Here is an 18,418-nt window from a genome sequence, read left to right on the forward strand (position 1 = left end):
TTAATATGCTCGGCTTTTTTCCATTCGAGAGTTCGCATGAGCGATAGTCTGATACTGGAGCGCACCCAGCGCTTCCTTTCCTTTTTACGTCACTGCCAAGTCCTCGGCATGAGCGTCGAGCACGCCGATGCCAAAGGGCTCACGCTGCGGCTTCCGTACAGCGAGAAGATCGTTAGCGACCCTGAAAGCGGGCGCGTTCACGGCGGGGCGATTACTACACTCATGGACACGACCTGCGGTATCTCGACGGCATGTGCGCTACCCGAACTGGAAATCTGTCCGACGCTTGATCTGCGCATCGATTACATGCACCCGGCGGAACCGAATCACGATGTGTTCGGCTTTGCGGAATGCTATCGGGTTACGCCGACGGTAATCTTCACGCGCGGTGTGGCCTACCAACGCAATATCAACGAGCCGATCGCACACGTCGTCGGGGCATTCATGCGCATGGGTACGAACGCCCCGGTTCCTGCGCCGGAGGTGCCTCGATGAGCCGTCTGGATCTTGATGCGTTGGTCAGCGAAGCTCACGCCAGCAACAATTACGATGCGCTGCTGCAAATGGTGCCGTATGCCAAGCTCATCGGCATCGAGTGTTTGCGGTTGGGCGATGAGATGGTGTTCCGGCTGCCAAAGAACCTGGACAACATCGGTAATCCCACGCTTCCGGCCATCCACGGCGGCGTGATTGCCGGCTTCATGGAGCATGCTGCGATGCTTCATCTGTTGATGTTCATGGGCGCCCCACATTTGCCCAAAATCATCGACTTCTCGATAGATTATCTTCGGGCCGGTCACTATCGTGACACCTTTGCCGCATGCCAGGTCTGGCGTCAGGGGCGTCGGGTAGCCAACGTCGCCGTGACAGCCTGGCAAACGAATCAGGCCGAGCCAATAGCCACTGCACGTTGTCACTTCAAGGTCAACGAGCCCTGATACGTCTGGCGGTTGCCACTATAGATGTATGAAGGGTGTTGAATGGATGCGCTGCTAATACTGGGCGGGCTGCTGCTGATAGTAGCGGGTATCGTCTGGTTGATCGTTCTGGCCTTTGGCACGGGCTTGCTGTGGGGTGTTGGAAGCCTGCTTCCGCCGATCACTCTGCTCTACGTGATTCGACACTGGAGGGTCGCTCGAAAGGCCATCGGCCTCTCAGGGTTGGGATTCATACCTCTGGTTGTCGGGTTCACACTGCTCGCCAATCATGAGCCGGAACGAATCGCGGCAATTGTCAGCCTCAAATGGCTTGAGCCGGATGAACACGCGCAGAGCCATGACCTGGCCATCCAACTGCGTGGCCAGCTTGATGGGCGCCCGTTCAATCCCCGCTCCGGCACGCTCATGGATGGTGTGCTGACGCTGCGGGAGGGCGATGGTCTGTTCGCGTTGCAGGAGATCATCATTCGCCTGGGTGCCGTTCCGACGGGCGCGTTGCAGGTCGATGTGCTGCCCCAGGATGCCAATCCGATGCCCGAAATCGAGATCAACTGGATGCGTCCGGAGCAGGCGCTACCGGAAGCGCGCACGATCAAGAGCGGCTACACCCTGCATCTCGATCTGCAACCGGTACCACCGAACAGGCTGGCCGGCGGCTTTCACCTGGTTCTGCCAGCGTACTACCGCACCAGTATCAGCGGCCATGTCGAGCTTTTCACGGACGAGCTTCGTTATCGCTCGGGTCAGGTCGATCTGACTCACGACTCGGCCGATACGCTCACTTATCTGGCCAAGGATTACCTGCAGAGACGTTTCCAGACGCCCACCGTAACCATCGAATCGCTTGCGCCCGTCAGCTTTCCGGCCTCGGCCCTGGTTATCTCTGTGCAAGCAGAGGTGAAGGGGACGACCGACCGTTTCGAGCTGAATGTTCGTAAGGATGAACGAGGCTGGGCGGTCGAAAACGACGATTATCCACCTCTACCCTTAGAAGTCGAAACACAACCCAAGGTGGCGGCAATCCAGTCGGAAGTGCTTACGGACAGCACACCATTGCCTCGCACCGATCGCCGGCAGCGGTTTTCCCTCGAGCGGTTACTGCGTAACCCAGCGCGCTATGAACATCTTCAGATGCGGGCACATACGGAACGCGGCGGGGTGGCGGAAGGGCGGTTCGTCGGTGTCGATCGAGACGGAAACCTGGCAATTCGGCGGATTCTGGAAGGGCCTGGAGAGGCTATCTACAATCTGGCGCCGAACGATATCGTCCTGCTCGAACTGCTTGAGCCGTAGGATCGGATTGCCTGCATCTGTCTGGCGGTTCGGCTTCGAACTGAAGTAGCGCCTGCCGCTCGACGCACTTGATTTTCCGCACCCAGCCCCCATCTGCTTGTCATTGCCGCAATTGCGGTCCCTGCCATTGACGATGTGGAGTTTGCAAGACGATGAGTGTGGAAACTCAAAACAAAGAAACCCTGGGCTTCCAGACCGAGGTGAAGCAACTGCTTCACCTGATGATCCATTCACTGTATTCGAACAAGGAAATCTTCCTCCGCGAGCTGATTTCCAACGCGTCCGATGCCGCCGACAAATTGCGTTTCGAAGCGCTGGCCAAGCCGGAGCTGCTCGAAGGCGGTGCCGAGCTGAAGATCCGCGTCACGTTCGACAAGGACGCCAAGACCGTTACCCTCGAGGATAACGGCATCGGCATGAATCGCGATGACGTCATCACCCATCTGGGTACCATTGCCAAGTCCGGTACCGCAGATTTCATGAAGCGCCTCACGGGCGATCAGAAAAAGGATTCGCATCTGATCGGTCAGTTCGGGGTGGGTTTCTATTCTGCATTCATCGTTGCTGATCAGGTCGAAGTGTTCAGCCGTCGTGCCGGCACACCGGCCGAAGAGGGCGTGTACTGGTCGTCAAAGGGTGAGGGTGATTTCGAGGTCGCCACCATCGAGAAAGCCGAGCGCGGAACCCGTATCGTTCTGCACCTCAAGTCGGGCGACGAAGAGTTCGCCGATGGCTGGCGTCTGCGCAACATCATCAAGAAGTACTCCGACCACATTGCGCTGCCGATCGAATTACCCAAAGAATTCCATGGCGAGGAGAAGGACAAACCGGCCGAGCCCGAGTGGGAAACCGTCAACCGCGCCAGCGCGCTCTGGACTCGTCCACGCACCGAGGTGAAGGACGAGGAATACCAGGAGTTCTACAAGCACGTCGGCCACGATTTCGAGAACCCGCTGGCCTGGAGTCACAACAAGGTCGAGGGCAAGCTGGAATACACCTCGCTGCTCTACGTGCCGGGCCGAGCACCCTTTGACCTGTACCAGCGCGAAGCGCCCAAGGGGCTCAAGCTTTATGTGCAGCGTGTATTCATCATGGATCAGGCCGATGAATTCCTGCCGCTGTACCTGCGTTTCATCAAGGGCGTGGTCGACTCCAACGATCTGTCGCTGAACGTTTCGCGGGAAATTTTGCAGAAAGATCCGGTTATCGACTCGATGAAATCGGCACTGACCAAGCGCGTCCTGGACATGCTCGATAAGTTGGCCAAGGACAAGCCAGAGGACTACAAGAACTTCTGGAAGCAGTTCGGCCAGGTGCTCAAGGAAGGACCAGCGGAAGACTTCGCCAACAAGGAGAAGATCGCCGGTCTCCTGCGTTTCGCTTCGACCCATGACGCTTCTGGTGAGCAGAGCGTGTCGTTGGCCGATTACCTGGGCCGCGTGAAGGAAGGGCAGGACAAGGTCTACTTCCTGACCGGTGAATCCTACGCCCAGGTCAAGAGCAGCCCGCATCTGGAAGTCTTCCGCAAGAAGGGCATCGAAGTGCTGCTGCTCACCGATCGTATCGATGAGTGGCTGATGAGCTACCTCACCGAATTCGATGGCAAGCAGTTCGTAGATGTCGCGCGTGGCGATCTCGATTTGGGCAAGCTGGACTCGGAGGAGGACAAGAAGGCTCAGGAAGAAGTCGCCAAAGCGAAGGAGGGGCTGGTCGAACGTCTCAAGGGCGCGCTAGGTGATGCCGTCGCTGAGGTACGTGTATCGCACCGTCTGACCGACTCGCCAGCGATTCTCGCGATTGGCGAGCAGGATCTGGGGCTGCAGATGCGCCAGATTCTCGAGGCCAGCGGGCAGAAAGTGCCGGAGTCCAAGCCGATCTTCGAGATCAATCCGCAGCATCCATTGATCGAGAAGCTGGACGCAGAGCCGGACGAGGATCGCTTCGCCGACCTGTCGCATATTCTCTTCGATCAAGCCGCGCTGGCCGCCGGTGACAGCCTCAAGGACCCAGCCAGCTACGTGCAACGGTTGAATAAGCTGCTGGTTGAGCTTTCAGCCTAAGTTACACATAGGCGTCTGGAAGGCCCGTCATTGACGGGCCTTTTGCGTTCAGGCCTGTGCCTGCTTTTTCGGACGCTCTCTGTCATAAGCGGGCTGGCCGATCCCTAGGGCATGACCGACACCCGAGCCAAACCGCATTCTGCTACTGAACCGCCACGTGGTAAGGCGGTCTATCCGCTTGGCTGTCAGGAGGTCATTGGTTGTTCAACTTACGAAACTGTTTTGTCGCGATGTGTCTGGTCGCCTCGATCGCACCGGTTCAAGCGCGGGACTATCGCTACAGCGACTCGCATCTGCATTTCGTTGATTTCTTCCAGGAAAGCGACGGCATGGCAAAGTTGCTCAAGGCCATGGACGCCGGTGATATCGACCATGTGATGATCAGCGGCATCCCTGTTGCCAAAAAGTGGCACGAAAACGAACCCAAGCGGCCTCGTTACTATGCTGGCGACGATGCGCCGGTTTATTGGTACAGCGCGACCGATGTGGTGGTTGCCGCGGCCCTGAAAGAGCTGAGCGACGAGCAGCGACGCCGTTTCCATCCGTTTCTCTCGGGCTTCAATCCCAACGACAAGAATGCCGATGCGCATATACGGCGGATGCTCGAACTCGATCCGGGCCTCTGGCAGGGGCTGGGAGAAATATTCACGCGGCACGACGACGTCACTGCCTTGACCGAAGGCGATACACCTCGCGCCAACAATGAAGCGCTGACGCGTGTCTATCATTTGGCCGCCGAATACGATCTGCCCGTGATGCTGCACTCCAATATCACCTCCAAACGTGAGCGTAACCCGCTGTATCTGGGTGAGCTGGAAGAGGCGCTGCGTAATCACCCTCATACCCGCTTTATTTGGGCGCACGCGGGGACGAGCATGGAGCTGCACCGTCATCAGGAAAAGCTCGATTTTCTTTTGGAGACGGTCACGCGGTTGCTGAATGACTATCCAAACCTTTACATCGATCTCTCCTGGACGATGCTCAATCCCTATCTCATGAATGAGTCTGGTCAGCCAGACAGGGACTGGCTGGACTTGCTCGAACGCCATCCCACGCGCTTCATGCTGGGTTCCGATGTAGTCGGTCGGTTTGACAAATTGGGTGAGGGGATGCGTGCTTTCGACTCGTTTCTGGATGCTTTGCCCGAGTCGGTCGCTCGCAAGGTTGCGCGTGACAACTTTCTCGATGTTCTGCCTCGCAAGCGACAGGCTGAAATTCGCTGAGCCGCGAGTGAATCCGAGCACCAATGGTCGCAGAACGCTGGCGCTAGCAACCGCTGGTCGTGTTCTGTTCTCTTCAGGTGTTTTTCTGACGTCAATTTTTCAAGCTTATCGATCGGGCTCCGATATTGAGATGTCCGCTGCGATGCTGCAGCGCTTCCTTTTGGAGTAGTGAGCCCCATGTCTATTCGACGTTTGAATATCTCCATCCGCTCGGCCATTGGCTTCGGCCTGATTGGTTTCATGGTTTTGGCGCTTGGCCTGTTTGCATTGAAGCAGATGGCTGATATGCGCAAGGAATCCAGCCAAGTGGATCAGGTCTGGCTGCCGAGCCTCATCAGTTTGGGTGGTCTTGATATCGGCATGCAGCGCACGCGGGCGCTCACTATCCGCATGGTCACGCTAGACAGCAGCGAAGCGCTTAGCGCGACACGGCAGACACTCGACAAGCTCTCCGGTGATGTTCGTTCGATGCAGGCCGACTATGAGCGGCTGTTGACCACAGCGGAAGAGAAATCCGCTTATGAACGGTTCAAGGCGGCTCGAAGCCTTTATATGGTTGAGCAGGCAAAGGTGGTCGATTACGCAAGCAAGCGCGAGCGGGAACAAGCCCTGCAGGTCATGAACGGCTCTATCAATGCCCACGCCGATGCAATGACCAAGGCGTTGACCGACCTTCAGCAGATCAATGAGAAAGAGGCGGGGCGCGCTGCAGGCCGCGCGCTTGCTGCGTACGAAACGGCCTTCAACTGGGTGATCATCACCATTGTCATGGCTGCGCTGGTCACCGTGGCGCTGGCTGTTCTGTTTACCCGAAGTATCGTTCGGCCTTTGAGGCAAGCTGTCGAGGTGGCTGAAGCCGTCGCCTCGGGTGATCTCACTCGAGATTTCCTTATCGAGGGCAACGACGAGCCGGCGCGCCTGCTGGCTGCACTCAAGGCGATGCAGGCAAGCTTGCGTAACACCATTCAGGGCATTTCCGATTCGTCCAATCAGCTCGCTTCAGCGGCGGAAGAGCTCAACACCGTGACCGAAGACTCAACTCGCGGTCTGCATCAGCAGAATCACGAGATCGAGCAGGCCGCTACTGCTGTGAATGAAATGACTGCGGCAGTGGACGAGGTCGCCCGCAATGCGGTGGCAACGTCAGAAGCTTCGCATGAGTCGGACAAGACTGCGCAGCATGGCCGTGGACAGGTGATCAAAACAGTTGAATCCATCGGTTTGCTGGCGGCTGATGTCACCACCACGGCCAGCCAGGTCGAGCAACTGGCAGGCCAGGTTCGAGACATCAGCAAGGTGCTGGATGTGATCCGTTCGATCGCCGAGCAGACCAATTTGCTGGCGCTCAACGCAGCCATCGAAGCGGCGCGCGCTGGCGAGGCCGGGCGCGGGTTTGCCGTCGTTGCGGATGAAGTGAGGGCGCTGGCGCATCGTACTCAGCAGTCCACTCAAGAGATCGAGCAAATGATCGGTGACGTGCATCAGGGCACCGATAAGGCCGTTCAAGCCATGCAGGCCAGTAACGAACGGGCACGCAGCACGCTCGACGTCGCTCGCACTGCAGGTGAGGCGCTTGAGGACATCACCAGGGCCATCAGCCAGATCAGCGAGCGCAATCTAGTCATCGCCAGCGCTTCGGAGGAACAGGCCCAGGTGGCGCGTGAGGTCGACCGCAATCTGATCAACATCCGTGACCTGTCATTGCAGTCCTCGGCGGGCGCCAATCAGACCAGCGCAGCGAGCCAGGAGCTGTCGCAGCTGGCTATCCGATTGAACGAGATGGTTGCGCGTTTCCGGATTTGACGGAGTTGCGACGCCCCGGTCCGCCGGGGCGTCGCTGTATCGCAGCCGCTTCCGTGGCAGCCCTCGGTTCGTCTCAATGCTGGGCATATGGGCGTAGGATGCGTACTATTCGGCGTTTTTATTCGAACCTTCGCCTGCTCCATTGCCGGGAAAGCCTTGGGTTCGCTCCAGCCTCTTACGCCGAGACTCTGTGATGTCCAACCTATCAACCCGCCTTTTCAGAGCTTATAACCGCGTCAGTCTGGTGACGCAGATCGTTGTCGGGCTTATCGCCGGTTGTCTGCTGGCCTGGTTGTTTCCGCAAGCGGCAAAGTCGGTCAGCTTGCTGGGTGATCTGTTCGTGTCTGGGTTGAAGGCTGTCGCCCCGATCTTGGTGTTTGTGCTGGTGACAGCATCGCTGGCCAACCATAAACGCGGTCAGCCGACGCATATTCGGCCGATTCTGATTCTCTATGCCTTGGGTACCTTGAGCGCCGCTGTGGTAGCGGTGACAGCCAGTGCATTGTTTCCAACGACTCTGATATTGACCAGCCAGGCGAACGATGTGGTGCCGCCCTCGGGCGTTGGCGCGGTGCTGCAAACGCTGATGTTCAACGTAGTGGACAACCCGGTACGGGCACTTATCGAAGGGAACTTCATCGGCATTCTGGCATGGGCCATAGGTCTCGGATTTGCCTTCCGCCATGCGCGTGACAGCACGCGTGACCTGATAACCGATATATCGGAAGGTGTGACGCTGATCGTCAAGGTGGTGATCCGCTTTGCGCCGTTGGGCATCTTCGGTCTGGTAGCCGGAACGCTTGCCGAGTCCGGGTTCTCGACGCTGACTGGCTACCTGAAACTGCTACTGGTTCTCGTTGGCAGCATGCTGTTCATGGCGCTGGTAGTGAATCCGTTGATCGTATTCTGGCAGATTCGCAAGAATCCCTATCCGCTGGTCTTCACCTGTCTGCGTGAAAGTGGCATCACTGCGTTCTTCACGCGCAGTTCTGCGGCGAACATCCCAGTCAACATGCAGCTGTGCGAGCGTCTCGGGTTGCATAAGGACACCTACTCGGTGTCGATTCCGCTGGGCGCGACCATCAACATGGGCGGGGCAGCCATCACCATCACGGTGCTGACCCTCGCCGCAGTCAATACACTGGGTGTCGTTGTAGATATTCCTACCGCCATTCTGCTCAGTCTGCTCGCCTCCATCTGCGCTTGCGGTGCTTCCGGCGTGGCTGGCGGCTCGCTGTTGTTGATTCCGCTAGCTTGCAGTCTGTTCGGAATATCCAACGATATGGCCATGCAGGTGGTTGCGGTTGGATTCATCATCGGTGTGGTGCAGGACTCGGCTGAAACCGCGCTGAATTCATCCACTGATGTGCTGTTTACAGCGGCGTCCTGTATGGCTCATGGCGATACAGTCGCAGTGACGGACGAAGGCTTGAGCTAAACCGACTTCCTGCGATTTACCTCAGCTTGAAGCTTTGAAGCTCAAACGAAAACGCCCCGATCAGCTCGCTGATCGGGGCGTTTTCGTTACTGCGGCTGTTCGGACGATCAGCCTTTCCAGCGCTTGAGCACCAGGGTGGCGTTGGTGCCGCCGAAGCCGAAGCTGTTGCTCATCACGGTGTCGAACTGTGCGTTCTCGCGGGTTTCGCGAACGATCGGCAAATCGGCGACTTCCGGGTCCAGCTCGTCGATATTCGCCGAGCCGGCGATGAAGTTGCCCTGCATCATCAGCATGCAGTAGATCGCTTCGTGAACGCCGGCGGCGCCCAGCGAGTGGCCGGACAGGCTCTTGGTCGAGCTGATGGCCGGGAGCTTGTCACCGAACATGTTGCGCACGGCCTTGGCCTCGGCCACGTCGCCCACCGGCGTGGAAGTGCCATGGGTGTTGAGGTAGTCGATCGGGCCTTCGACGGTGGCCATCGCCTGCTGCATGCAGCGCAGCGCGCCTTCGCCGCTCGGGGCGACCATGTCATAGCCGTCGGACGTGGCGCCGTAACCGACGATTTCCGCGTAGATCTTGGCGCCGCGCTTGAGCGCATGCTCCAGTTCTTCGACCACCACCATGCCGCCACCGCCAGCGATCACGAAGCCGTCACGCTTGGAGTCGTAGGCGCGCGAGGCTTTTTCCGGTGTGGCGTTGTACTGGCTGGAGAGGGCGCCCATGGCGTCGAACAGGCAGCTCTGGCTGTAGTGTTCTTCTTCACCGCCGCCGGCGAAGATCACGTCCTGCTTGCCCATCTGGATCTGTTCCATCGCCGCGCCGATGCAATGCGCGCTGGTGGCGCAGGCCGAAGCGATGGAGTAGTTGATGCCCTTGATGCGGAACGGTGTGGCCAGACAGGCCGACACGGTGCTGCTCATGGTGCGCGGCACGCGGTATGGGCCGATGCGCTTGACGCCCTTGTCGCGCAGGATGTCGATGGCTTCCATCTGGTTGATGGTCGAAGCGCCACCGGAACCGGCGATCAGGCCAATGCGCGGATTGGAAATGTCATCGGCGCTGAGGCCAGAATCTTCCAATGCCTGCTGCATGGCCAGATAGGCATAAGCCGCCGCATCACCCATGAAGCGCAGGACCTTGCGGTCGATCAGCTCTTCGAGGTTCAGATCGACTGAGCCCGAGACCTGGCTGCGCAGACCCATGTCCGCATAGGCCTGGTTGAATCGAATGCCAGGGCGGCTGGCGCGCAGGTTGGCGGAAACGGTGTCTTTGTCATTGCCGAGGCAGGAAACGATACCCAGGCCGGTGATCACGACGCGACGCATGCGGAAGTCCTTCAAAAGCTATCGGTAGAGGTAAACAGGCCGACGCGCAAACCTTCGGCACTGTAGATCTCGCGGCCATCGACGCTGACGGTGCCGTCGGCGATGCCGAGGATCAACGAGCGACTGATGGTGCGCTTGATATGAATGTTATAGGTGACCTTCTTGGCGGTCGGCAGGACCTGGCCGAAGAACTTCACTTCGCCGGAACCTAGCGCACGACCACGGCCGGGGTTGCCCTGCCATCCAAGGTAAAAACCGACCAATTGCCACATGGCGTCAAGGCCCAGGCAGCCGGGCATGACCGGATCGCCTTCGAAATGACAGGCAAAGAACCAGAGCTCAGGGTTGATATCCAGTTCGGCGACCAACTCGCCCTTGCCGTACTTGCCGCCCACTTCGCTGATATGAACGATGCGATCGACCATCAGCATGTTCGGCGCGGGCAGTTGCGCATTACCGGGCCCGAAAAGCTCGCCGCGGCTGCAACGAAGCAAATCTTCCCGAGTAAAGGCCTGTTGTTTGGTCATGCGTATTCCTCAATGGTCCCTTTATGGAGGGCTTGCTGCTTTTTATCTGACCCAAGATTGAAGAGTCCGATCATAAAGACTAGTCATAGACTGTCACCCTGCGCTGAAAGTCACAGCTCAAGGATACCGCTCGTTTCGACCAACTCATGAGACGACCATGGTAGAAACGGGCCGATACTTTAACACTCCTGATCTATGACAACGACCATGTGACGTCCTGTCCGTGATTGGACAATGAACAATGTGCCGTGACGATAGTCTCGGCTGGCCGAAGAAGGCGGCTTTTGCCGGGTCAATATAGCGCTGGAAACTGTAACCTGATGATTCCAATGACGTTGGGCTTTGCACTGGCTGCGCACTGACGGCTACGTATAATGCCGACACTGCCACCGAGTGGCTCAGAACGGATACCCCATGACTGAACAGCAACCCATTGCGGTGCTTGGCGGCGGTAGCTTCGGTACCGCCATTGCGAATCTATTGGCCGAGAATGGTCACGGCGTGCGCCTGTGGATGCGCGATGCCGAACAGGCCGAGTGCATTCGCACGCAGCGCCAGAACCCTCGATACCTCAAGGGCGTGACGATCCTTCCTCAGGTCTGTCCGGTCACTGATCTGGGACAGACGCTGGCGGACTGCTCGCTGGTCTTCGTGGCGCTCCCGTCCAGCGCGCTACGCCAGGCGCTAACGCCGTTCGCCGCTCAGCTGTCGGGCAAGATGCTGGTCAGCACGACCAAGGGCATCGAGACGAATGGCTTCATGCTGATGAGCCAGATCTTGGAGGAAATCTCACCGCAGGCTCGAATCGGTGTGATCTCGGGTCCGAATCTCGCTCGCGAAGTGGCCGAGCATGCGCTGACCGCGACCGTGGTGGCCAGCCACGACGAGGAACTCTGCCGATGCGTGCAGCAGGCTTTGCACGGGCGGACCTTCCGCGTCTATGCCAGTGCCGATCGGTTCGGGGTGGAGCTCGGGGGTGCGCTGAAGAACGTTTACGCGATCATGGCCGGTATGGCCGCCGCGCTCGGCATGGGTGAAAACACACGTAGCATGCTGATCACGCGTGCGCTCGCCGAGATGACGCGCTTTGCCGTCCGGCTGGGAGCCAATCCCATGACGTTTCTTGGACTGGCGGGCGTCGGAGATCTGATCGTCACCTGCACTTCGTCGAAAAGCCGCAATTTTCAGGTGGGCCATGCGCTTGGCGAGGGCCTGAGCCTCGAACAGGCCGTGTCACGCCTGGGTGAGGTTGCCGAGGGCGTCAACACCATCAAGGTATTGAAAACCAAGGCCGAAGAGCTGCAGGTCTATATGCCGCTGGTCACGGGGCTACATGCCATTCTGTTCGAGGGGCGTACGCTGGAACAGGTAATCGAGCTGCTGATGCGCGGCGAGCCGAAGACAGACGTGGATTTCATCTCCACCGATGGCTTCTGAACGACACCGGAGGTATGGATGAACACATCACAACGTAGCGCGGAACGTGAGTCGCTGATCTTGCGCGCAATCTGGATGCTGCTTTTCTTTTTTGTCTGGCAAGTGGCCGAGCTGGTGCTGCTGGTCGTCGTGGTGGCGCAGATGGTCCTGCGGGCGCTGAACGGTAAGGTCAACGTGAGCCTGCAAGAGCTGGGTGACAGCCTCAGCCAGTACGTGGCGCAAATAGGTCGCTTCGGCACGTTCAACACCGATCGCAAGCCGTGGCCGATGTCGGATTGGCCCAAGCCGCGTCCCGCTGACATTGAAACGGCATCGCCTGTCGCGCCCGAGGCTCCGAAGCAGGAGCCGCAGCCATGAAGCTGTGGCTACTGCGCCACGGCGAGGCCGAGCCCAGAGCCCGTACCGATGCGGAGCGCAACCTGACGGCGGCCGGCCAACTTGAAGTGGAGCATGCTGCCAGTCATTTGCAGGGACAACCTCTTCAGGCCATCCTCGTCAGTCCGTACCAGCGAGCTCAGCAAACCGCCGAGATCGTCCGTCAGACGCTTGGCTTTACCGGAGCGGTCGAGACGGTGCCCTGGCTGACGCCGGAGTCCGACCCGAAGGATGCCATGCTCTATCTCGACCGTCGCATCGAGCAGCATTTATTGCTCGTGACTCACCAACCCTTCGTCGGTGTGTTGGGCGGTTGGCTGGTCAGTGGCCATCGCGATGCGCCGCTGTCCATGGCCACGGCCAGTCTGGCCGAGTTGGAAGGTGATCATCTTGCGACGGGCTCGATGCGCCTTGCCGGGCTGCGGCATCCCGAATGAACCAAGGCGTTTACACGCTACGTCACCCCTGAATACCTCGAATAAAAACCACGGAGAGCGTCACTTGAGCATTTGGCATCGTCCCCCGGACCTCGATCAATTCAATGCAAACCGCCAGAACACCATCGTCGAACTGCTCGACATTCGTTTCGAAGCGGTCGATGACCAGTCCCTTACCGCGAGCATGGTGGTCGATTCACGAACCCATCAGCCCTTTGGTTTGCTGCATGGCGGCGCCTCGGTAGTACTCGCCGAAACCGTGGGCTCCATGGCCAGCTTCCAGTGTATCGATCCGAGCCGATTCTATTGCGTTGGGCTCGAAGTCAATGCCAACCACATCCGCGCGCTGCGCAGCGGTCGCGTCACGGCGGTCTGCCGTCCTGTTCACCTGGGGCGCTCCAGCCACGTCTGGGATATCCGTCTGAGTGGCGATGACGGCAAGCTCAGCTGCATTTCCCGGCTGACCGTAGCTGTCGTGCCGGTGGGTGAGAAGAGCCCTCGGCCCTCAGAAGCGTCATAAATGCCTTGTTTGGCAGGACCGCCTTGGGTTCTGCCGCTCAGGCCGTTTGCCGTAAGGGGAAGGTGACCAGAAAATAGCTGTCTTTCACTTATTGCAGCGAGCCCATGACGCAACGCATCTTCTTCGCGCACGCCAACGGTTTTCCTTCGGGCACCTATCGCAAGCTGTTCGGCGCCTTGGCGCCGGAGTACACCGTTACTCATCTTGACCAGCACGGCCATGATCCGCGCTTTCCGGTGGATGACAATTGGCAAAACCTGGTGCAGGAACTCATCGAACAGCTCACAGCTCTGAACGAGCCGGTCTGGGGTGTCGGCCATTCGCTGGGAGGCATGTTGCATTATCACGCTGCCTTGCAACGTCCCGAGCTTTACCGCGGGGTTGTCATGCTCGATTCGCCGATGACGACCTGGTTCGATCAGACCCTGATCTGGGTGGCGAAGCGTTTCGGCTTCATCGATCGGCTCACTCCAGCGGGTCGTACCGTCGGTCGCCGCGAGGCGTTCAGTTGCGTGAATGAGGCGCGGGAATATTTCGCCAGCAAGACGTTGTTTCGTGCATTCGATCCCGAGTGCCTGGACGCCTACGTCGAACATGGACTGGAGCCAACCGCCGAGGGGTTGCGTTTGCGCTTCGATCCCGAAACGGAAATCCGTATCTACCGCAGCGTGCCGCATGTTACGCCCGGCTGGCCGCATGCTCTGAAGATTCCGCTTGCCGTGGTGCGCGGCAGCCAAAGCCGGGTGGTGCTGCCGCATCATGCGTATCTGCTTCGGCTGGTTGCACACGGCGAGTCGCATACTCTGCCCGGTGGACACATGTTTCCGCTCGAGCACCCTCGCGCCACGGCCGCTTTACTCAAACAATTGTTCAGCCGCTGGAGCGATCTGGATAGAAGAGGTGCCGCATGACTGTTGTGTTCGAAGAGATTCGCCTGAGCCTGCCGCATACCGAAGTTGCGGCGCATCTCTACGGTCCAGAGGATGGCCGGCCCGTCATTGCATTGCACGGCTGGCTGGACAACGCCGCCACCTTTTCCCGTCTGGCGCCGTTGCTGAACGGCGTCCGTATCGTCGCGTTGGACCTACCGGGACATGGTCATTCCGATCATCGTCCGGTCGGCGCCGCCTACAACATCTGGGATTACGCTCACGACGTGCTGCAGACTGCCGAGCAATTCGGCTGGCAGCAGTTCTCCCTGCTGGGCCATTCGATGGGGGCGATCGTGTCGGTGCTATTAGCTGGCGCCATGCCTGATCGAATCGAGCGTCTGGCATTGATCGATGGGGTGATTCCCTATACCGGCGAGGCCGACACCGCGCCGCAGAAGCTCGGCGAATCGTTGCAGGCGCTGCTCGCCGTCAATGAGAAACGCAAACCGGTCTATGCCACTTTCGAACAGGCTGTCGCGGCACGCATGAAAGGTGTCGGAGCGGTCAGCCGGGAGGCGGCCGAGCGCCTTGCCCAGCGGGGGTTGATGCCGGTTCCGGGTGGCTATACCTGGCGCACCGATGCCCGACTCATGTTGCCATCCCCAATGCGCCTGACGCGTGCGCACGCGCTGGCATTCGCTCAGCGGGTGACCTGTCCCGCCAGCCTGATCCTGGCGGAGCAGGGGCTGATGACCCGGCCCGAAACGCTTGAGTTGTGCGAATCCTTGCCGTTCACGCTGCATCGATTGCCGGGCGGGCACCATCTGCACCTGGATGATCAGGGCGGTGCGGAAGCGGTTTCGGCTGTTTTCAATCCCTTCTTTGCGTCTTGACTCAGACGGTAGCGCAGTTACGCAAGAATCTGTCGCAAAGCCTTGCTTGACTTGCTTTTGCCAACTGGTGAGGCTGGGCAATCGCCTCAGCAGGGACCACCCATGATTGCCTTCCATACACACCAAGCCCAAGGCCACACGGTATCCGTTGTGCTCGATGAACTCGGCCTGTCTTTTTGCACGCAGCTGTCGGAAGCGCGCCCGAATGTCTAGAAGCCGGCGGTGCGATCCGTTGAGGGCCGGTATGCGAGCTGCATGGATTTTCACGTTGGGAGCTTTTGCCGGTGTGGTGAGCGCTGCCGACCTTCCTGGCAGCCGGGATTTCGATTCGCTGCCACGCTATCCGCAGGCGCAGATCGTGGCGTTCAAGGAACAGCCGGTGCTGGAGCGGACCTACCCGTTGGATTCGATTCGGCGCATCAGCGGTCGCCTGCGGATGAGTGAGCAGGTTATGGCGAGTGGCCATCTGACGGCGGTGACGTACCTGTTACCGGCGGTCCATACCGGTATCGAAGCATTCGAGCGGGCGCGCAATAGCCTTTTGGAGAGCGGTGCCGAATTGCTCTTCTGGTGCGAAGGGCGCGAGTGTGGATCGAGCAGTCTATGGGCCAATGAGATATTCGAGCGCTCGACGCTCTATGGTCCTGATGCCCGACAGGCCTATCTGCTGGCGCGCCTGCCTGGCGATTCCGATCGCTTCATGGCGCTTTATGGCATCACCCGTGGCAATGGCCGCCCTTATCTGCAAGTGGAGCAGTTCAGTCCCGATGAGACGCTTGCCGTCATTCTGCCGAATCCGGCGACGTTGTTGCGCCAACTGAAGAGTAACGGCGAGCTCTGGCTGCCGCGGTTGCCGCAAGAACCCACGGCGGAGTGGGGCGCCCTGCTGGCCAATGTGCTACGGCTCGACAGCACCGTGCGAGTGGCACTGGAAGGCGAGGGAGCGGCAGCGTGGCATGAAGCCTTGACGCAGGAGCGAATCCGGGCGCGACGCCTGGAGGCCGAAGTGTCCGAAGAGAGTGGCTTGCGAATCAAACTGTTGCGCTGAAGGGCGTTTCAGACTGCAATGGCGCACTGCCCGGTGCGCTTTGCTCGCGCCACGTTTTTTCGATAGGTAACCCGATGCTCAATAACGATCGTCTGCTGGTGCAGATTCTGCTCCTGGTACTGCTCGGTGCCTGTGTGTGGGTGCTGGCTCCGTTTGCTTCCGCGCTGTTCTGGGCTGCGGTACTGGCGTTCGCGAGTTGGCCAGTCATGCGCGTACTGACGCGCTGGTTGAAGGGCAACTCCACTCTCGCCGCAACGCTGCTGACGTTTGGCTGGATGGTGTTGGTAGCGGTGCCGCTGGTGTGGTTGGGCTTTAACATCGCCGACCACATTCGAGAGGCCAACGTTCTGGTGCATAACCTTCAGGTGCAAGGCCTGCCACCGCCACCCGAATGGCTCGGTGAATTCCCACTGATAGGCGATCGTTTGTTAGGGCTATGGAACACCCTGGATGAACAGGGCACAGCCTTTTTTGCCACCATTCGCCCCTACATCGGCCAGGTCGGCAACTGGCTGCTGGTGCGCAGTGCACGCATTGGCGGTGGGATGCTGGAACTGGCGCTCAGCCTGGTGCTGGTGTTTTTCTTCTATCGCGACGGACCGAAACTCGCGGCATTCATTCACAGCCTGCTGCATCGGTTGATTGGCGACCGTGCCGATCATTACCTAGAGTTGGTAGCCGGTACGGTACAGCGTGTCGTCAACGGTGTGATCGGTACGGCCGCTGCCCAGGCGATTCTCGCTTATGTGGGGTTCAGCATTGCCGGCATACCGGGCGCGTTGATTCTCGGCCTGCTGACGTTCGCGTTCAGCTTTCTGATGGTCCCGCCACTGGTATGGGGGCCAGCGGTGGCCTGGCTGATCTGGCAGGGTCAGTACGGTATGGCAGTGTTTCTCGGTGTCTGGGGCATGTTCATCATCAGCGGCGTAGACAACGTGCTGAAGCCCTATCTGATCAGCCGGGGCGGTAATCTGCCGTTGGTAGTCGTGCTGCTTGGAGTGTTTGGCGGCGTACTGGCGTTCGGTTTCATGGGCCTGTTCCTAGGCCCGACGCTGCTGGCGGTTGCCTACAGCCTGTTGGGTGACTGGCTGATCAAGGAAGTGCCGGAAGCCGCTAGCCCTGAAAAGCTGCCGGGCAGTGGGTTCGATCAGACGCACTCTCGCTGAAAGGACGATCAGCGGCGACTAAAGCTGTTCCTCCTCGTACTTGTCGAGCGTGTCTCGCGCGACGATCTGGCCCAGCTTGATCAGCTCCGGCGCCTTGTAGAACTCATAGAAACGGCACGCGCGCTTGGGAATGTTGACCAGCACGTTCGGCGGATAACCAGCGATCTTGTACTGCGTCAACGAGGATTGCATGACCTCGAAGCTCTGGTTGATAAGCTCCAGCAAGGACGCTGGGCTACCCACATCCACGACCATCGATCCTTCTGCCGATTTCGGTGCGCTCTGCCCGGCGGGCGCTGCCGGCGGCTGAGTGCCATCGCCTTCTTCCGCAGCCTGAAGATCGGCAAGTTGCTCTTCCAGTCCCTTGCTGCGCCAGAACGGAATGTGCGAGCTGATAGAGTTGACCATCGCATCGAAGCGACCCGGACGGATTACCTCCGGCAGTGGGTATTGCCGATGGTTGTTGGCGTTGAGGTTGACCGCGATGATGATGTCGCAGTGGGCGGAAACGACCGGCACGATCGGCAACGGATTGAGGATGCCACCGTCGACCAGCATCCGGTTGCCCTGCATGACCGGCGTGAACAGGCTCGGGATTGCTGCCGAGGCGCGCATCGCCTGCTCCAGGTTGCCTTCCTGAAACCAAATTTCCTGCTGGTTGGTCAGGTCGGCGGCGACGGCTGTGAAGGGGATCGGCAGATCCTCGATGTTGATCGAGCCCAGCATGTCGCGAATACGTCCGAAGATCTTTTCACCTCGTATCGCCCCGAGACTGAAACTTGGATCGACCAGGCGCAGCATGTCCAGGTAATCCAGGCTTTCGACCCAGCTGCGGTACTCGTCCAGCTTGCCCGCTGCGTAGATCCCGCCAACCACCGCGCCCATCGAGCAGCCGGCGATACAGCTGATTTCGTAGCCCCGAGCGGTGAGCTCCTCGATGACGCCAATGTGCGCATAACCGCGCGCGCCACCCGACCCCAATACCAGTGCGACCTTGTTGCCCATGCAATTCTCCCTATGGCAGGGGCGATAGCTTCAAGCTTCGAGCCGCAAGCTTCAAGTT

Annotated in this window: 18 protein-coding genes; 15 read left to right on the plus strand and 3 right to left on the minus strand. The window is 59.2% G+C overall.

What is annotated here, in order from left to right:
- Window positions 1-36 precede the first annotated feature (36 nt).
- The 7 genes from NA645_RS10235 to sstT all read left to right on the plus strand — a co-directional run bounded on the left by NA645_RS10235 (window position 37) and on the right by sstT (window position 8,755).
- Complete coding sequence (locus NA645_RS10235; RefSeq protein WP_256048700.1) at window positions 37-495, plus strand: PaaI family thioesterase; 459 nt, start codon at window positions 37-39, stop codon at window positions 493-495.
- Window positions 492-938, plus strand: a complete 447-nt coding sequence (locus NA645_RS10240; RefSeq protein ID WP_131651538.1) for a PaaI family thioesterase — start codon at window positions 492-494, stop codon at window positions 936-938. Before NA645_RS10235 ends, NA645_RS10240 begins: the two co-directional genes overlap by 4 nt.
- Window positions 939-980: 42 nt before the next feature.
- Entirely contained in the window at window positions 981-2,231 is a 1,251-nt protein-coding gene (locus NA645_RS10245) for an MFS transporter (RefSeq protein ID WP_256048701.1), read from the plus strand.
- A 152-nt stretch (window positions 2,232-2,383) separates the two neighbouring features.
- On the plus strand, window positions 2,384-4,291 hold the full coding sequence (gene htpG, locus NA645_RS10250; RefSeq protein WP_256048702.1) for a molecular chaperone HtpG: 1,908 nt from the start codon (window positions 2,384-2,386) through the stop codon (window positions 4,289-4,291).
- Window positions 4,292-4,521: 230 nt separating this feature from the next.
- A complete protein-coding gene (locus NA645_RS10255; protein WP_256048847.1) occupies window positions 4,522-5,514 on the plus strand; it encodes an amidohydrolase family protein in 993 nt (330 codons plus the stop codon).
- Between the two features lie 177 nt (window positions 5,515-5,691).
- Window positions 5,692-7,317, plus strand: coding sequence for a methyl-accepting chemotaxis protein (locus NA645_RS10260; RefSeq protein WP_256048703.1), 1,626 nt, complete (start codon window positions 5,692-5,694; stop codon window positions 7,315-7,317).
- A 193-nt stretch (window positions 7,318-7,510) separates the two neighbouring features.
- A complete protein-coding gene (gene sstT, locus NA645_RS10265; protein WP_256048704.1) occupies window positions 7,511-8,755 on the plus strand; it encodes a serine/threonine transporter SstT in 1,245 nt (414 codons plus the stop codon).
- Between the two features lie 107 nt (window positions 8,756-8,862).
- Here the strand turns inward: sstT and fabB are convergent, their stop codons facing one another.
- The gene (gene fabB / locus NA645_RS10270) at window positions 8,863-10,080 is read right to left on the minus strand and encodes a beta-ketoacyl-ACP synthase I (protein ID WP_256048705.1); all 1,218 of its coding nucleotides are present in this window, start codon (window positions 10,078-10,080) and stop codon (window positions 8,863-8,865) included.
- Between the two features lie 11 nt (window positions 10,081-10,091).
- Complete coding sequence (gene fabA, locus NA645_RS10275) at window positions 10,092-10,607, minus strand: 3-hydroxyacyl-[acyl-carrier-protein] dehydratase FabA (RefSeq protein WP_256048706.1); 516 nt, start codon at window positions 10,605-10,607, stop codon at window positions 10,092-10,094.
- Window positions 10,608-11,021: 414 nt separating this feature from the next.
- Between fabA and NA645_RS10280 the strand changes: the two genes are divergently transcribed.
- The 8 genes from NA645_RS10280 to NA645_RS10315 all read left to right on the plus strand — a co-directional run bounded on the left by NA645_RS10280 (window position 11,022) and on the right by NA645_RS10315 (window position 17,355).
- Window positions 11,022-12,044, plus strand: a complete 1,023-nt coding sequence (locus NA645_RS10280; RefSeq protein WP_256048707.1) for an NAD(P)H-dependent glycerol-3-phosphate dehydrogenase — start codon at window positions 11,022-11,024, stop codon at window positions 12,042-12,044.
- Between the two features lie 18 nt (window positions 12,045-12,062).
- Window positions 12,063-12,401 carry a DUF4389 domain-containing protein gene (locus tag NA645_RS10285; protein ID WP_256048708.1) on the plus strand — a complete coding sequence of 113 codons (339 nt, stop codon included), beginning with the start codon at window positions 12,063-12,065 and terminating at the stop codon, window positions 12,399-12,401.
- Entirely contained in the window at window positions 12,398-12,856 is a 459-nt protein-coding gene (gene sixA / locus NA645_RS10290) for a phosphohistidine phosphatase SixA (RefSeq protein WP_256048709.1), read from the plus strand. Before NA645_RS10285 ends, sixA begins: the two co-directional genes overlap by 4 nt.
- A gap of 64 nt (window positions 12,857-12,920) precedes the next feature.
- The gene (locus NA645_RS10295; protein WP_131651529.1) at window positions 12,921-13,376 is read left to right on the plus strand and encodes a hotdog fold thioesterase; all 456 of its coding nucleotides are present in this window, start codon (window positions 12,921-12,923) and stop codon (window positions 13,374-13,376) included.
- Window positions 13,377-13,480: 104 nt separating this feature from the next.
- Entirely contained in the window at window positions 13,481-14,287 is an 807-nt protein-coding gene (locus NA645_RS10300) for an alpha/beta fold hydrolase (RefSeq protein WP_256048710.1), read from the plus strand.
- Window positions 14,284-15,141 carry an alpha/beta hydrolase gene (locus tag NA645_RS10305; protein WP_256048711.1) on the plus strand — a complete coding sequence of 286 codons (858 nt, stop codon included), beginning with the start codon at window positions 14,284-14,286 and terminating at the stop codon, window positions 15,139-15,141. The genes NA645_RS10300 and NA645_RS10305 overlap by 4 nt, the downstream gene beginning before the upstream one ends.
- A 244-nt stretch (window positions 15,142-15,385) precedes the next feature.
- Window positions 15,386-16,189: a DUF4892 domain-containing protein gene (locus NA645_RS10310; RefSeq protein ID WP_256048712.1), complete on the plus strand. Its 804-nt coding sequence runs from the start codon at window positions 15,386-15,388 to the stop codon at window positions 16,187-16,189.
- Window positions 16,190-16,263: 74 nt separating this feature from the next.
- Complete coding sequence (locus tag NA645_RS10315; RefSeq protein WP_256048713.1) at window positions 16,264-17,355, plus strand: AI-2E family transporter; 1,092 nt, start codon at window positions 16,264-16,266, stop codon at window positions 17,353-17,355.
- An 18-nt stretch (window positions 17,356-17,373) separates the two neighbouring features.
- Here the strand turns inward: NA645_RS10315 and NA645_RS10320 are convergent, their stop codons facing one another.
- Window positions 17,374-18,360 carry a patatin-like phospholipase family protein gene (locus tag NA645_RS10320; RefSeq protein WP_256048714.1) on the minus strand — a complete coding sequence of 329 codons (987 nt, stop codon included), beginning with the start codon at window positions 18,358-18,360 and terminating at the stop codon, window positions 17,374-17,376.
- Window positions 18,361-18,418 lie beyond the last annotated feature (58 nt).

The organism is Stutzerimonas stutzeri, from assembly GCF_024448955.1.
GTDB classification, from domain to species: Bacteria; Pseudomonadota; Gammaproteobacteria; order Pseudomonadales; family Pseudomonadaceae; genus Stutzerimonas; species Stutzerimonas stutzeri_AQ.

Coding starts and splice junctions, on each gene's coding strand:
- NA645_RS10235 (WP_256048700.1), top strand. CDS start 37: ATGAGCGATAGTCTGATACTGGAGCGCACCCAGCGCTTCCTTTCCTTT.
- NA645_RS10240 (WP_131651538.1), top strand. CDS start 492: ATGAGCCGTCTGGATCTTGATGCGTTGGTCAGCGAAGCTCACGCCAGC.
- NA645_RS10245 (WP_256048701.1), top strand. CDS start 981: ATGGATGCGCTGCTAATACTGGGCGGGCTGCTGCTGATAGTAGCGGGT.
- htpG (WP_256048702.1), top strand. CDS start 2,384: ATGAGTGTGGAAACTCAAAACAAAGAAACCCTGGGCTTCCAGACCGAG.
- NA645_RS10255 (WP_256048847.1), top strand. CDS start 4,522: ATGTGTCTGGTCGCCTCGATCGCACCGGTTCAAGCGCGGGACTATCGC.
- NA645_RS10260 (WP_256048703.1), top strand. CDS start 5,692: ATGTCTATTCGACGTTTGAATATCTCCATCCGCTCGGCCATTGGCTTC.
- sstT (WP_256048704.1), top strand. CDS start 7,511: ATGTCCAACCTATCAACCCGCCTTTTCAGAGCTTATAACCGCGTCAGT.
- fabB (WP_256048705.1), bottom strand. CDS start 10,080: ATGCGTCGCGTCGTGATCACCGGCCTGGGTATCGTTTCCTGCCTCGGC.
- fabA (WP_256048706.1), bottom strand. CDS start 10,607: ATGACCAAACAACAGGCCTTTACTCGGGAAGATTTGCTTCGTTGCAGC.
- NA645_RS10280 (WP_256048707.1), top strand. CDS start 11,022: ATGACTGAACAGCAACCCATTGCGGTGCTTGGCGGCGGTAGCTTCGGT.
- NA645_RS10285 (WP_256048708.1), top strand. CDS start 12,063: ATGAACACATCACAACGTAGCGCGGAACGTGAGTCGCTGATCTTGCGC.
- sixA (WP_256048709.1), top strand. CDS start 12,398: ATGAAGCTGTGGCTACTGCGCCACGGCGAGGCCGAGCCCAGAGCCCGT.
- NA645_RS10300 (WP_256048710.1), top strand. CDS start 13,481: ATGACGCAACGCATCTTCTTCGCGCACGCCAACGGTTTTCCTTCGGGC.
- NA645_RS10305 (WP_256048711.1), top strand. CDS start 14,284: ATGACTGTTGTGTTCGAAGAGATTCGCCTGAGCCTGCCGCATACCGAA.
- NA645_RS10310 (WP_256048712.1), top strand. CDS start 15,386: ATGCGAGCTGCATGGATTTTCACGTTGGGAGCTTTTGCCGGTGTGGTG.
- NA645_RS10315 (WP_256048713.1), top strand. CDS start 16,264: ATGCTCAATAACGATCGTCTGCTGGTGCAGATTCTGCTCCTGGTACTG.
- NA645_RS10320 (WP_256048714.1), bottom strand. CDS start 18,360: ATGGGCAACAAGGTCGCACTGGTATTGGGGTCGGGTGGCGCGCGCGGT.